Here is a 13,598-nt window from a genome sequence, read left to right on the forward strand (position 1 = left end):
TCAGAACTTCAGCAAGTTGGCGTCGTCGACCGAGGTCGAGCGGCGGGCGCGGAATATGGTCATGATGATGGCCAGGCCGACGACGACTTCGGCCGCGGCGACCACCATGGTGAAGAACGCGAACACTTGGCCGTCCAGGTTGGCGTGCAGCCTGGCGAAGGTGACGAACGCGAGGTTCACCGCGTTGAGCATCAACTCGATGCACATGAACACGATGATGGCGTTGCGCCGAAGCAGTACACCGGCCGCACCGATCGTGAACAGCAGGGCCGACAGGAACAGGTAGTTCTCTGGATTCACCGGTTGCCTTCCTCGTCGCTCTGATTCTCGGCCTCGTTCGATGCGCCGGCGGTGCCGACCGAGATGACGGCCGCTTCGGTGAGCGCCCTGGCGCGGCGGTGCCGCAGGATGGTGCTGACCGAGAGTTCCTCGAAGGTGCCGTCGGGCAGCTGCGCCGGGATGTCGACCGCGTTGTGCCGGGCGTAGACGCCCGGCGTCGGTAGCGGCGTGGCCCGGTGGCCCGCTTCGCGGAAGCGACGGCGGGACAGCTCCCGCTGGCCCATCCGTGGTCCGAACTGTTCGCGGTGCGCGAGCACCATCGCGCCGATGGTGGCCGTGATAAGCAGGGCGCCGGTGAGTTCGAAGGCCCACACGTAACGCACGAAGATCAACTCGGCTAGTTCGCCGATCACGTCGCGGTCGGCGAAACCGGTGGCTGGGAAGCTGATTCCGGAGTCGCGCACACCCTTGGCTATGCCGCTGATCAGCAGCAACCCGAAGCCGAGGCCGACCGCGGCGGCGGCGAGGCGCTGGCCGCGCAGGGTTTCCTTCAGTGATTCGGCGGAATCGACACCGACGAGCATCAGCACGAACAGGAACAGCATCATCACCGCGCCGGTGTAGACGACAATCTGCACGACGCCGAGAAACAGCGCGCCCTGGGCGATGTAGAACGCGGCTAGCGCGATCATCGTCGCGGCGAGGCAGATCGCGGAATGCACCGCCTTGGGCGCGAACACCATGCCGAGTGCGCCGAGCACCGCCAATGGAGCCAGGATCCAGAACTGAACGGCCTCACCGGTAGAGGCGCGAATCAATGGCTCGGCGGCCAGGATCGAGTCGGTCACCGTGTTGCTCCTTCCGCGCTCGCCGGTGCGGGCCGCCTCGGCTCGACGTCGCCGTTGTCAGAAGTCGCGACGGTGTCCGGTGTGCCCGGAACATTGCCGAGGTAATAGTCGGCTTCGTCGGTGCCGGGGTACATGGCGTGCGGCGGCGCGGTCATGCCGGTCCCCAACGGAGCGAGCAGTCGGTCCTTCTCGTAGATCAAACCGGCCCGGTTGTCGTCGGTGAGTTCGTAATCGTTGGTCATGGTGAGGGCCCGGGTGGGGCATGCCTCGATGCACAACCCGCAGCCGATACAGCGCAGGTAGTTGATCTGGTAGACCCGGCCGTAACGTTCTCCCGGCGAGTAGCGCTCCGACTCGGTGTTATCGGCGCCTTCGACGTAGATCGCGTCAGCGGGACAGGCCCAGGCGCACAGTTCGCAGCCGATGCACTTCTCCAGACCATCCGGATGCCGGTTGAGCTGATGCCTGCCGTGGTAGCGGGGTGCGGTGGGCACCTTGTGTTCCGGATAGAACTCGGTGATGGGCCGCTTGAACATCGTGGCGGCGGTGACCATGAATCCGGCGAGTGGTTCCAGTAGCCCTGCTTGGCCGGCGTCCCGGGAGCGGATATCGGCGGGCAGCGGCGGCACCGGGAAGCCGAGGAACACCGTCGAGTCGGTGGCCGCTGCGGGCTGGTCCGTCGGTGGTGGCGCGCCTTTCGCCCGTCCCGCGCGCAAGAACTGGAGCACCAGCAACCCGGAGATCACCAGGCCGCCGAAGACCAGGATCGGCGTCTGCACCGGGTAGCCTTCGGCCTGCAGCACCCGTGCGGTGGCCACCACCATGACCCAAAACAGGGAAGTCGGGATCAGCAGTTTCCAGCCGATGCTCATGAACTGGTCGTATCGCAGCCGGGGCAACGTGCCGCGCAGCCAGATGAACACGAATAGGAACGTCCACACCTTGGCGGTGAACCACAGCACCGGCCACCAGCCGGAGTTCGCGCCGTCCCACATATTCAGTGGCCAGGGGGCGTGCCAGCCTCCGAGGAACAAGGTGGTCGCCAGCGCGGAAACCGTTCCCATGTTGACATATTCGGCCAGCATGAACATGGCGAACTTGAGCGAGGAGTATTCGGTGTGGAAGCCGCCGACCAACTCGCCCTCGGCCTCCGGCAGATCGAAGGGCGCCCGGTTGGTCTCGCCGACCATCGAGACGCAGTAGATCAGGAACGATGGAAGCAACAGGAACACATACCAGGTACCTTCCTGCGCGGAGACGATGCCGGAGGTGGCCATGGTGCCGCCGAGCAGGAATACGGTCGCGAAGCACAATGCCATCGCGATCTCGTAGGAGATGACCTGTGCGGTCGAGCGCAGGCCGCCGAGCAGCGGATAGGTGGAGCCGGACGACCATCCCGCCAGCACGATGCCGTATACCCCGATCGAGGTGATCGCCAGGATGTACAGCACCGCCACGGGCAGGTCGGTGAGCTGGAGCGCGGTGTGGTTGCCGAATATCGACACCTCGGGGCCGAACGGGATGACCGCGAACGCCATGAAGGCGGGAATCACCGAGATGATCGGCGCCATAATGTAGATCGGCTTGTCCACGATCGCTGGAACGATGTCCTCTTTGAGGGCCATCTTCACGCCGTCGGCGATGCTTTGCAGTGAGCCGAACGGGCCGGTCCGATTGGGACCGATCCGCATCTGCATGCGTGCCACAATTTTTCGTTCCGCCAGTACCGCGATGAGCGGAATGAACATCAGGTAGATGAAGACGGCCAGTGCTTTCGCGATCACGAGCCACATCGGGTCGTGTCCGAAGCTGGAGGTCGCGTCGGGCCCATACGAGGCAGCTCGGGTCACCACGGAGGGCTCCACAGACGCCGCGAAGAGCGCAGCCAGATCACTCATGACGGTGTTCCTTCATCCTGTCGTCGGCGCGTCGCACGTGCACGATGCCGCCGGGTTGGACGGCGAGTTGCTCGGCAACGGAGCAGCCGGGCGAGTGCTGTGGCAGCCAGACCACACGATCGGGGAGATCGGTGATCAGCAGCGGCAGCGTGACGGAGCCGCGTTCGGTGGCAACGGTGACCCGATCGTCGGCGGTCACGCCGATTTCGGTGGCCGTGGCGGCGGACAGGCGCACCACCGATGGGCGGGCGATACCCGCCAGGTTCGGTTCGCCGTCCTGCAGTCGGCCCAGGTCCAGCAGCATTCGCCAACTGGCGAGCACCGCGTCGCCGGGACCGGGCTGAGCCGGCGGTTGCGCGGCATGCGTAGGCGGTGCGACGCGTACACCGTCCCACGTGCCCAGTTCGGCGAGTTCGCGCCGGGCGGATTCGGTGTCGGGCAGGGCGAGACGCACCGCCATCTCGTCGGCGATGGCGTGGAGCACCCGCTGATCCGACAGTGGTGCGGGCTGGCGGCGCACCATGTCATCACCTAGCGCGGCGGCGAATGGTCGTGGCCGTCCCTCCCAGGTACGGAAGGTGCCGGATTTCTCCATGGCCGATGCCACCGGGAAGACCACGTCGGCGCGTTCGGTAACCGGGCTGTGGCGCAATTCCAGGCTGACCACGAACCGCGCGGCGTCGACGGCGGCGAGCGCGGCAGCCGGGTCGGGCAGGTCGGTGATGTCGACACCACCAATCACCAGTGCGCCGAGGCCGGATGCGGCCTCCAGTATCGCCGCGGTGTCGCGGCCGCCGGTGACCGGCAGGTCCGGCACGTTCCACACGGCCCGGACCTGTTGGCGGGCACGGGGGTCCGCGACCGGACGGCCACCGGGCAGTAGGTCGGGCAGCGCCCCAGCCTCGACCGCTCCGCGTTCCCCTGCGCGGCGCGGGACCCAGACCAGTGCTGCTCCGGTCTCGTCGGCGAGCTGGACGGCCGCCGACAGCGCTCCGGGGATACCCGCCATCCGTTCGCCAACCATGATCACCGAGTCCGGCTCGCGCAGCAGCCGGGCCAATTCGATCAGTTGGGCGGAATCGGCCGCGAGTGTGCCGCTCTCGCCGGTGCGGATGGCGTCGAGCAGGAGTGGTTCGGTGCCGGGCGTGGCGTGCACGAGGCGGCCGGACATCCGATCGAGCCCGCGTGAGGAGTACGGCGCCACCGAGTAGACCGGCAGGCGACGCTTGCGGGCCGCCTTCCGCAACCGCAGATAGACAATGGGCGACTCCTCTTCCGGTTCGAAACCGACGAGCAGGACGACCGGTGCGGCCTCCAGGCTGTCATAGGTAACCGTGGTGCCCTGCCCGGCGACGCGGGCGGCGAGAAAGTCGGCTTCTTCCACGGAGTGCACGCGGGAGCGGAAGTCGATGTCGTTGGTGCCGAGGGCGATGCGCGCGAACTTGGCGTAGGCGTAGGCGTCCTCCTCGGTGACCCGGCCGCCGACGAGCACGCCGGCATTGCCGAAGGCGGCCGCGAGACCCTCCGCGGCCGCGGCCAGCGCCTCCGACCAGGAGGCCGGGGCGAGTTTGCCGTCCCAGCCGCGCACCAGCGGCGTCGTGAGCCGGTCGCGTTCGGTGGCGTAGGCGAAGGCCCAGCGCCCCTTGTCGCAGTTCCACTCGTCGTTGACCTCGGGGTCGTCACCCGCGAGCCTGCGCAGTACCTTGCCGCGCCGATGGTCGGTGCGTTGGGCGCAACCCGAGGCGCAGTGTTCGCACACGTTCGGGCTGGACACCAGGTCGAACGGTCGGGCGCGAAACCGGTAGCTGGTGCCGGTGAGTGCGCCCACGGGGCAGATCTGCACGGTGTTGCCGGAGAAATAAGAGTCCAGCGGTTCGGCCTGTGCGATGCCGACCTGTTGCAGCGCGCCGCGATCCATCAGTTCGATGAACGGATCACCCGCGACCTGTTGCGAGAACCGGGTGCAGCGGGCGCAGAGCACGCAGCGTTCCCGGTCGAGTAGTACGGCCGAAGACAGCGGAATCGGCTTGGGGTAGGTGCGCTTTTCACCATCGAACCGAGACTCGCTACGGCCGGTGGACATCGCCTGGTTCTGCAGCGGACACTCGCCACCCTTGTCGCACACCGGGCAGTCGAGCGGGTGGTTGATCAGCAGCAACTCCATCACGCCCTCTTGCGCCTTGTCGGCGACGGCGGAGGTGAGCTGGGTGCGCACTACCATGCCGTCGGCGACGGCCATGGTGCAGGACGCGACCGGCTTGCGCTGGCCTTCCACTTCGACCAGGCACTGACGACAGGCGCCGACCGGGTCGAGCAGCGGATGGTCGCAGAAGCGGGGGATCTGGATGCCGATCAGTTCTGCGGCCCGGATCAGTAGTGTGCCGGCGGGCACACTGACGGTGGTGTCGTCGATGGTGACAGTCACCAGGTCGGCCGGAACCAGCCCGCTGGTGTTGCTACTCACGGTGGCGGTCATCGAACCCCTTCTCGTACTTCAGCCCATGCGGTGGAGTGCGCCGGGTCGAACGGGCATTCGCCGAGCCGCAGATGGTCGATGTACTCCTCGCGGAAGTGCTTCAGCGAGGAGATGATCGGGCTTGCCGCACCATCGCCGAGGGCGCAGAACGACTTGCCGTTGATGGTGTCGCTGATGTCGAGGAGTTTGCCCAGGTCGGATTCCGTGCCGCGGCCCGCTTCGATCCGTCGAAGCAGCTGAACCAGCCAGTAGGTACCCTCCCGGCACGGCGTGCACTTGCCACACGATTCGTGCGCGTAGAACTCGGTCCAGCGCAGCACCGCCCGTACGACGCAGGTGGAGTCGTCGAAGATTTGCAATGCCTTGGTGCCCAGCATCGACCCGGCACCGGCAACGCCTTCGTAGTCGAGCGGCACGTCCAGGTGCTCGTCGGTGAACAGTGGCGTGGAGGAACCCCCCGGGGTCCAGAATTTCACCTGGTGCCCAGCGCGAACGCCGCCTGCATAACCCAATAGTTCGCGCAGTGTCACGCCGAGCGGCGCCTCGTACTGCCCCGGCCTGGCAACGTGGCCGGACAGCGAGTAGAGGGTGAATCCAGGGGATTTCTCGCTGCCCATGGCACGGAACCAGGCGGTGCCGTTGCGGATGATCGGCGGCACGCTGGCTATCGATTCCACGTTGTTCACGACGGTCGGGCAGGCGTAGAGGCCCTCCACGGCGGGGAAAGGTGGACGCAAGCGCGGCTGGCCACGACGTCCTTCGAGCGAATCGAGCAGTGCGGTCTCCTCCCCACAGATGTAGGCGCCCGCGCCCGCGTGCACGATCAACTCGAGGTCGTAGCCGGAGCCGAGGATGTCGCGCCCGAGGAACCCGGCCTCGTAGGCCTGCGCCACCGCCGCCTGCAGCCGGCGAAGCACAGGGATCACTTCGCCGCGGACATAGATGAAGGCGTGCGCGGCGCGGATGGCATATGCCGCGATGATGATGCCCTCGATCAGCACGTGCGGCGTGGCCAGCATGAGCGGAATGTCCTTGCAGGTACCGGGCTCCGACTCGTCAGCGTTGACCACGAGGTAGTGCGGCTTGGTGACGCCGTCGGTAGCGAGGCCCTGCGGGATGAAACTCCACTTCATGCCGGTTGGGAACCCCGCGCCGCCGCGGCCGCGCAAACCCGCGTCCTTGACGGTCTGGATGACCTGGTCGGGGTCCATGTCGAGGGCGGTCCGCAGTGCCTGATAGCCGTCGTGACGCCGGTAGGTGTCGAGCGTCCAGGACTGCGGGTCGTCCCAGTACTTGGTGAGTACCGGAGTGAGCGACATCAGATGCCCTCCGAATCCTGTTGTGGCTCAGGGGCCTGCATGTTCTGCTCGCGGGCCACGCGCAAACCGGCGAGGGTCGCCTCGCCCGCGGCGCCGTCGAGGGCGCCGGGGCGCTCGTCCGGAAAGCCGGCGAGAATGCGCGCGGTCTGCTTGAACGTGCACAGCGGCGCACCGCGGGTGGGCGTCACCTGTTGACCGGCACGCAGCGCATCTACCAGGGCACGGGCCGATTCCGGCGTCTGGTTGTCGAAGAATTCCCAATTGACCATGACCACCGGCGCGAAGTCGCAGGCCGCGTTGCATTCGACATGCTCGAGCGTGATGGATCCGTCCGCTGTGGTCTCGCCGTGCTCGACGTCCAAGTGGCGTTTCAGGTCGGCGAGAATGGCGTCGCCGCCCATCACCGCGCACAACGTGTTGGTGCACACGCCGACGTGGTAGTCGCCGGTCGGGGTGCGCCGATACATGGAGTAGAAGGTGGCCACGGCGGTGACCTCGGCGCCGGTGAGGCCCAACTGGTCGGCGCAGAATTCGATGCCGGTGCCGGTGACGTAGCCCTCTTCGGACTGCACCAGGTGGAGCAGGGGAAGCAGCGCCGAGCGTGGGTGCGGGTAGCGCGCGATGATCTCCTTCGCGTCGGCTTCGAGCCGTTCGCGCACGAACGGAGCGTAGGGCTCTGGTCGGGTGCTGAGCTTCAGCAGGATTTCCGTCATCGGTCCACTCCGCCCATGACCGGGTCGATGCTGGCGACCGAGGCGATGACGTCGGCGACCATCCCGCCCTCGCACATCGCCGCGACCGCTTGGAGATTGGTGAACGAGGGGTCGCGATAGTGCACTCGGTAGGGTCGGGTGCCGCCGTCGCTGACCATGTGTACGCCCAGTTCGCCACGCGGTGACTCGACGGCTACGTACACCTGGCCCGCCGGAACCCGGATGCCCTCGGTGACCAGCTTGAAGTGATGGATGAGGCCCTCCATGGACGTGCCCATGATCTTGCCGATGTGCTTGGGGGAGTTGCCGAGTCCGTCCGGGCCGAGCTCTAGATCAGCGGGCCAGGCGATCTTTTTGTCATCCACCATCACTGGGCCGGGCCGCAGCCGGTCCAGGCATTGTTCGACGATCTTCAGCGACTCCTTCATCTCCTCCACCCGGATCACGTAGCGGCCATAGCAGTCGCAGCCGGTGGTGGTGGGGATCTCGAATTCGTAGTTTTCGTAGCCGCAATACGGTTGAGCCTTGCGCAGGTCGTGCGGGAGACCGGTCGCGCGCAGCACCGGGCCGGTGATCCCGAGAGCCATGCAGCCCTGCAGGTCCAGGTAGCCGATGTCTTGGGTGCGGGCCTTCCAAATCGGGTTCGAGGTGAGCAGGTGTTCCATGTCCCGCAGCCGCTTGGGCAGCAGCGCGAGCAGTTCGCGCACCTTGGTCACGCCGTCGGTCGGGAGATCTTGGATGAGGCCACCGGGCCGGATGTAGGCATGGTTCATTCGGAGGCCCGTAATGGCCTCGAAGACGTCGAGGATCAGTTCACGTTCGCGGAATCCGAACAGCATGGGGGTGAGCGCGCCCAACTCCATCCCGCCGGTCGCCAGCGCGACCAGGTGCGAGGAGATGCGGTTGAGTTCCATGAGCAGGACACGAATCACTGTGGCGCGCTCCGGAATCTGCTCGGTGATGTCGAGCAACCGTTCCACGCCCAGGCAGTACGCCGTCTCATTGAAGAACGGCGACAGGTAGTCCATGCGGGTCACGAAGGTGACGCCCTGGGTCCAGTTGCGGAATTCGAGGTTCTTCTCGATTCCGGTATGGAGGTATCCGATCCCGCAGCGGGCCTCGGTGACTGTCTCGCCCTCGATCTCCAGGATCAGCCGCAGCACGCCGTGGGTGGACGGGTGTTGCGGGCCCATGTTTACGACGATGCGTTCCTCGCCGGCGCCGGACAGCGTCTCGGCGACCTGATCCCAATCCTGCCCTCCGACGGTGACCAGAGCGGGTTCCGGCCCGGTGTCGTCGGTGACGTCGGGCCGGGTGTCGGTGTCGTTCATCAGCTGTACGCCCTCCGCTCGTCGGGCGGCGGGATGCGCGCGCCCTTGTATTCGACCGGGATCCCGCCGAGCGGGTAGTCCTTGCGCTGGGGGTGGCCTCGCCAATCGTCCGGCATGGTGATCCGGGTGAGCGAGGGGTGACCGTCGAAGAGGATGCCGAAGAAGTCGTAGGTCTCGCGCTCGTGCCAGTCGGTGGTCGGGTACACGTCATAGAGCGAGGGAATGTGCGGGTCCGCGTCCGACACGGACACCTCCACCCGCAGGCGGCGGTTATGTGTGATCGACGTGAGGTGGTATACCGCATGCAACTCGTGGCCGGAGTCCTGTGGATAGTGCACGCCGTTCACGCCGAGGCAGAGTTCGAAACGCAGAGCGGTGTCGTCGCGCAACGCTCGTGCGACGGCAACGAGATATTCGCGGCGGACGTGCAATGTGAGTTCGCCCCGGAAGACGACCACTTTTTCCAACGCCGCGTCGAAGCGGGTGCCGACCGCGAGTAGTGCGGCGCGCAGCGCGTCGACGACTTCGTCGAAGTAGCCGCCGTAGGGAGCGGGGGTACTGCCCGGCAGGCTGACCGGGCGGACGAGACGGCCATAACCGGAGGTGTCGCCGGTGCCGCTGACGCCGAACATGCCGCGGCGCGTGCCGATCACCTCGGCGTCCGACCGGGCGGAATCCGCCTCGGGCAGTGTGCCTTCGGGGCCTGCGGTGGCCGCGGCATCGGTCTCGTTGTGCGCTGCTGGGGTTTCGGTGTCATCGGGGGTGTCGAAGGTCATCGCAGGAGACCCTCCATCCGGATGGTCGGCGTCGAAGCGAGCGCGGCCTGTTCGGCGGCGCGGACAGCTTCCTCGCGGTTGACGCCGAGCGGCGTCTCTTGAATCTTCGCGTGCAATGCCAAGATCGCGTTGAGCAGCATCTCCGGGCGGGGCGGACAGCCGGGCAGATAAATATCGACCGGAACCACGTGGTCCACGCCCTGCACGATGGCGTAGTTGTTGAACATCCCGCCGGAAGAGGCACAGACGCCCATGGCCAGCACCCATTTCGGCTCGGTCATCTGGTCATAGACCTGACGCAGCACCGGTGCCATCTTCTGGCTCACCCGACCCGCGACGATCATCAGATCGGCCTGCCGGGGAGAGGCGCGGAACGCTTCCATACCGAAGCGTGCGATGTCGAAACGCCCTGCGCCGGTCGCCATCATCTCGATGGCGCAGCAGGCGAGGCCGAAGGTGGCCGGCCACAGCGAACCCTTGCGCAGGTAGCCTGCGAAATCTTCGACCGTGCTCAGCAGAAATCCGCTGGGCAGTTTTTCCTCGAGACCCATATTCTACTGACTCACTTCCACTCGTCGTCTACGAATGCGGTTGCCCGGCACTCAATCCCAGCTGAGACCGCCGCGTCGCCATTCGTAGGCGTAGGCCACGGAGACGTTGACGATGAACAGCGCCATCGCGGCAAGACCGAAGAGACCGAGCGCATCGAAGTGGACAGCCCACGGGTAGAGGAACACGATCTCGATATCGAAGATGATGAACAGCATGGCGGTGAGGTAATACTTCACCGGGAAGCGTTGTCCGGTAACGTTTCCCGGCCCACCCGCTACGGCGTGTGGAGTGGGTTCGATACCGCATTCGTAGGCTTCCAGTTTGGCCCGGTTGTAGCGCTTCGGGCCGACGAGGGCCGCCATGACGATGGAGAACACCGCGAAGGCCGCAGCGATCGCGCCGAGTACAAGAGTCGGCACCTCGATGTTCACGATTGCACTTCCCCTCCTGCGAGCTGGGGCTGAATAACAAACGCGCCCGAGGCGGGCTGACGTTGTTGTCCGCCTCGGCCAGGCTCGCCCCTCGGCTTACTCGAGGAGCGAGTTCATTACCGCTCTCGCTCCCATGTGAGTTAGGGCACAGCCTACAACTGAACGGTCGATACGCAGCTCGTTTTGGTGCGCCGTTTGATCGAATTCAGTACGCCTATTTATGACTGAAACGGGGGTAATCCGGGAAATTGTCACGTGACGTTTGATGTGTAGTCGACCTGCGTCGTGGATGCGTCGGCGTCGGCGACGTCTCGTGGGGTTTCGATGCGGTTCGGAGTCGAAAATCGACGACGCGCGGGTAGCGCCCGGCAATCGTTCGGACGGCAAAAGGCCGCGTCCGGACGCCTGAGTCCGGACGGTGGAAGATTACTAATTTATGATCGCTATAAATGCGATGTGGTGGCTGTCGAAGGTGATGCTACTCAGGCCGCGGAGCGGTCGCGCAGTAGTCCGACCACCGCCTCGGTGAGGCGGATCGGATCAATCGGGTGCGCGACCGATGCCTCGGCGCGCGACCACTTGGCCAGCCATGCGTCGTCCGGACGGCCGGTGAGTACCAGTACCGGGGGGCAGCCCGCGATTTCGTCCTTCAACTGCTTGGCGATGCCGAGTCCGCCCGCTGGCGCCGATTCGCCGTCGAGAATGGCCAGATCGACGCCTCCGGCATCCATCTGCTCGATCACCACAGCCGCCGTGGCCACCTCGAGGAAGTCGAGTTCGGCAAGTTCTGGGTGCGGATGTTTGCCCAGGGCGAGGATCACCTGGTTTCGAGTGTCGGCGTCGTTGCTGTATACGAGGACCCGCAGTGCGGTGGAACGAGCAGAATCGGCCACGAACGGCATGGTACGTCGGCGAGGGCGGCCCGCGTGGCAGGTTGACGCAGATCGTTGTGGGTGCGTCGCGCGAGAGGTCGTCGCGCATCACTGCCGCCGCCCCTGGTCGACTGTCGATGGCAGGTTCGTGCGGAAAATCCGTCGAGCTTTCCCGACGCCGGACGCGACTCGGCATGTGCGGTCCCCAACTGCTGCTGCGACGATCAGTGCTGGAATGCCCCGCCGAGCGTGCCCGACACCCGCCGCGGTACCTCGTGAGGGTTCGAGCATAGGGCGGCTGGGTGGCAACAGCCTTCCGGGCAACCCGGAAAGGGTCTAGTGTCAGGGCAACCTATTCAACTGGTTGCATATGCGGGGTAAGGATGAATGCATTCCGAGCGGCTGTCGAGGCCAAGGACATCGCGGCGATCGAGGGGCTGCTGGCTGAGAACGTGGTCTTCACCAGCCCCGTGGCCTTCAAGCCGTATCTAGGCAAGCCGATCACCGCCGCGATTCTGCGCGGCGTCCTGCGAGTGTTCGAAGACTTCCGCTATGTGCGTGAGATCGCCGGCGTGAACGGACGTGACCACGCACTGCTGTTCGAAGCGACCGTCGATGGACGGACGGTGAACGGCTGCGATTTCCTGCATTTCGACGACGACGGAAAGATCGACGACCTGATGGTGATGGTGCGCCCGCTCTCGGCTGCGCAAGCCCTGTCGGCCGCGATGGGCGCCCAGTTCGAGCAAATTCAACGGGAAGCGCGGTCGGCTCCGCAGGGTAGCGCGATCGGCGTCGGTCGCGAGGGCTGAGCCGTGGGGCCGCCGTTCAGTCGGGGAGTAGCGGCGCCGAGAGGCCCTCGCCGCGGTTGAGTAGGGCAGCTCGGGTGACGGCGGCGGACCCGAAGCGTTGCCGTAGGTCGTCGAGGGTCGCGTCGAGGGTGTTGGAGGCGCGGGCTTCGAAGGGCAGCGTCAGCTGAACCACGTCGGCATTGTCGAGATTGGTCAGCGCGAGTCCGATCAAGGTGAGGCCGCGCACTTGGATCAGTGGCATGGCCCCGGCCAGCAGGGTGCGAGTTGCGTGCAGGATCGTTTCGGTGTGGTCGGTGGCCTCGGCGAGTGCGCGCGAACGGGTTGCGCGGGTGAAATCGTCGAAGCGTAAGCGCAGCACGACCGTTCGGCATACTCGGTCGGCGGCGCGCAGGCGCCTGCCGAGTCGGTCGGTGAGGCCGTGCAGGTAGGCCTCGATCTCATCCGGCGGCCGAGAGCGGCGGCCGAGAGCGCGCTGAGCGCCGATCGAGCGGCGCCGTTTACCGGTCTCGACCCGGCGCGGATCGCGTGCCCAAGACAGCGCGTAGAGATGGCGGGCCGCGGCGGGGCCGAGTATCGCGCGCAGTGGTCCCTCGCCCAACTCGGCCAATTGGCCGACTCGGGTGATGCCGTGTTCGCGCAACGTGCGAGCGGTGACATCGCCGACGCCCCACAGCCTTTCGACAGGCAGCGGGTGCAGGAAATCGAGTTCGCCGTCCGGGGGCGCCAGGCGCAGCCCGTCGGGCTTGGCGACTGCGCTGGCCACCTTCGCCAGGAATTTCGTGCGGGCGATCCCCACCGAGATGGGCAGGCCGACTCGATCGCGCACCTCGGCGCGGAGCCGTTGCGCGATCGCCGCCGGCTCGCCCGCGATCCGGCGTAGCCCGCTCACGTCCAGGAACGCCTCGTCGATGGAGATGCCCTCCACGATCGGCGTGGTGTCGTGAAAGATCTCGAACACTGCCTTGCTCGCCTCTGCGTAGGCCGACACACGCGGGCGGACCACTATTGCCTGCGGACACAACCGGCGCGCCTGTCCGCTGCTCATCGGCGTGCGCACACCCAACGCCTTCGCCTCATAGCTGGCGGCGAGCACGACACCGCCGCCGACGATCACCGGTTTGCCGCGCAGGCGCGGATCATCGCGTTGCTCGACCGCGGCATAGAACGAGTCGAGGTCGGCATGCAGGATTGATGCCTCCGCCCGCGCGACGATCCGGGTTCGGCGAGATCGGGAGACGGCGGCGTCGGACACGAACATATGTTCGCATATCGACGCCGACGAAGGTAAGTC

At 66.1% G+C, this 13,598-nt stretch carries 13 protein-coding genes and 1 pseudogene; 1 reads left to right on the forward strand and 13 read right to left on the reverse strand.

The annotated features are described in order from the left end of the window. From nuoK to AB0C34_RS24090, 12 genes and pseudogenes are all read right to left on the reverse strand, one after another. Window positions 1-300, reverse strand: a complete 300-nt coding sequence (nuoK, locus tag AB0C34_RS24035) for an NADH-quinone oxidoreductase subunit NuoK (RefSeq protein ID WP_357077030.1) — start codon at window positions 298-300, stop codon at window positions 1-3. Next, the gene (locus tag AB0C34_RS24040; protein ID WP_357077033.1) at window positions 297-1,127 is read right to left on the reverse strand and encodes an NADH-quinone oxidoreductase subunit J; all 831 of its coding nucleotides are present in this window, start codon (window positions 1,125-1,127) and stop codon (window positions 297-299) included. The genes nuoK and AB0C34_RS24040 overlap by 4 nt, the downstream gene beginning before the upstream one ends. After that, window positions 1,124-1,747 (reverse strand): NADH-quinone oxidoreductase subunit NuoI, encoded by a 624-nt coding sequence (nuoI, locus tag AB0C34_RS24045; RefSeq protein ID WP_357077300.1) that lies wholly within the window; start codon window positions 1,745-1,747, stop codon window positions 1,124-1,126. Before nuoI ends, AB0C34_RS24040 begins: the two co-directional genes overlap by 4 nt. Further along, window positions 1,721-3,025 (reverse strand): annotated as a pseudogene (gene nuoH, locus AB0C34_RS24050) (NADH-quinone oxidoreductase subunit NuoH); the annotation flags it as partial. The pseudogene nuoH and the gene nuoI, both read right to left, overlap by 27 nt. Continuing rightward, the gene (locus AB0C34_RS24055) at window positions 3,018-5,501 is read right to left on the reverse strand and encodes an NADH-quinone oxidoreductase subunit G (RefSeq protein ID WP_357077036.1); all 2,484 of its coding nucleotides are present in this window, start codon (window positions 5,499-5,501) and stop codon (window positions 3,018-3,020) included. The gene AB0C34_RS24055 and the pseudogene nuoH, both read right to left, overlap by 8 nt. Next, window positions 5,498-6,820 carry an NADH-quinone oxidoreductase subunit NuoF gene (nuoF, locus tag AB0C34_RS24060; protein WP_357077039.1) on the reverse strand — a complete coding sequence of 441 codons (1,323 nt, stop codon included), beginning with the start codon at window positions 6,818-6,820 and terminating at the stop codon, window positions 5,498-5,500. The genes AB0C34_RS24055 and nuoF overlap by 4 nt, the downstream gene beginning before the upstream one ends. After that, window positions 6,820-7,533 (reverse strand): NADH-quinone oxidoreductase subunit NuoE, encoded by a 714-nt coding sequence (gene nuoE / locus AB0C34_RS24065; RefSeq protein ID WP_357077042.1) that lies wholly within the window; start codon window positions 7,531-7,533, stop codon window positions 6,820-6,822. The genes nuoF and nuoE overlap by 1 nt, the downstream gene beginning before the upstream one ends. After that, window positions 7,530-8,864, reverse strand: a complete 1,335-nt coding sequence (locus tag AB0C34_RS24070; protein WP_357077045.1) for an NADH-quinone oxidoreductase subunit D — start codon at window positions 8,862-8,864, stop codon at window positions 7,530-7,532. The genes nuoE and AB0C34_RS24070 overlap by 4 nt, the downstream gene beginning before the upstream one ends. Beyond that, the gene (locus AB0C34_RS24075) at window positions 8,864-9,640 is read right to left on the reverse strand and encodes an NADH-quinone oxidoreductase subunit C (RefSeq protein WP_357077048.1); all 777 of its coding nucleotides are present in this window, start codon (window positions 9,638-9,640) and stop codon (window positions 8,864-8,866) included. Before AB0C34_RS24075 ends, AB0C34_RS24070 begins: the two co-directional genes overlap by 1 nt. Next, window positions 9,637-10,191 carry an NADH-quinone oxidoreductase subunit B family protein gene (locus AB0C34_RS24080; protein ID WP_357077051.1) on the reverse strand — a complete coding sequence of 185 codons (555 nt, stop codon included), beginning with the start codon at window positions 10,189-10,191 and terminating at the stop codon, window positions 9,637-9,639. The genes AB0C34_RS24075 and AB0C34_RS24080 overlap by 4 nt, the downstream gene beginning before the upstream one ends. A 51-nt stretch (window positions 10,192-10,242) precedes the next feature. Next, window positions 10,243-10,623, reverse strand: a complete 381-nt coding sequence (locus tag AB0C34_RS24085; protein ID WP_357077054.1) for an NADH-quinone oxidoreductase subunit A — start codon at window positions 10,621-10,623, stop codon at window positions 10,243-10,245. Window positions 10,624-11,105: 482 nt separating this feature from the next. Then, complete coding sequence (locus AB0C34_RS24090; protein WP_357077057.1) at window positions 11,106-11,525, reverse strand: hypothetical protein; 420 nt, start codon at window positions 11,523-11,525, stop codon at window positions 11,106-11,108. 353 nt (window positions 11,526-11,878) lie between these two features. On the opposite strand from AB0C34_RS24090, the gene AB0C34_RS24095 reads away from it, so the two are divergent. Next, a complete protein-coding gene (locus AB0C34_RS24095) occupies window positions 11,879-12,307 on the forward strand; it encodes a nuclear transport factor 2 family protein (protein WP_357077060.1) in 429 nt (142 codons plus the stop codon). 16 nt (window positions 12,308-12,323) lie between these two features. On the opposite strand, the gene dinB is transcribed toward AB0C34_RS24095, so the two are convergent. Beyond that, window positions 12,324-13,565, reverse strand: a complete 1,242-nt coding sequence (dinB, locus tag AB0C34_RS24100; RefSeq protein WP_357077063.1) for a DNA polymerase IV — start codon at window positions 13,563-13,565, stop codon at window positions 12,324-12,326. Window positions 13,566-13,598 lie beyond the last annotated feature (33 nt).

Source organism: Nocardia sp. NPDC049220, from assembly GCF_040647855.1.
In the GTDB taxonomy this organism is placed as follows: Bacteria; Actinomycetota; Actinomycetes; order Mycobacteriales; family Mycobacteriaceae; genus Nocardia.

Coding starts and splice junctions, on each gene's coding strand:
- AB0C34_RS24055 (WP_357077036.1), bottom strand. CDS start 5,501: ATGACCGCCACCGTGAGTAGCAACACCAGCGGGCTGGTTCCGGCCGAC.
- nuoF (WP_357077039.1), bottom strand. CDS start 6,820: ATGTCGCTCACTCCGGTACTCACCAAGTACTGGGACGACCCGCAGTCC.
- nuoE (WP_357077042.1), bottom strand. CDS start 7,533: ATGACGGAAATCCTGCTGAAGCTCAGCACCCGACCAGAGCCCTACGCT.
- AB0C34_RS24070 (WP_357077045.1), bottom strand. CDS start 8,864: ATGAACGACACCGACACCCGGCCCGACGTCACCGACGACACCGGGCCG.
- AB0C34_RS24075 (WP_357077048.1), bottom strand. CDS start 9,640: ATGACCTTCGACACCCCCGATGACACCGAAACCCCAGCAGCGCACAAC.
- AB0C34_RS24080 (WP_357077051.1), bottom strand. CDS start 10,191: ATGGGTCTCGAGGAAAAACTGCCCAGCGGATTTCTGCTGAGCACGGTC.
- AB0C34_RS24090 (WP_357077057.1), bottom strand. CDS start 11,525: ATGCCGTTCGTGGCCGATTCTGCTCGTTCCACCGCACTGCGGGTCCTC.
- AB0C34_RS24095 (WP_357077060.1), top strand. CDS start 11,879: ATGAATGCATTCCGAGCGGCTGTCGAGGCCAAGGACATCGCGGCGATC.
- dinB (WP_357077063.1), bottom strand. CDS start 13,565: ATGTTCGTGTCCGACGCCGCCGTCTCCCGATCTCGCCGAACCCGGATC.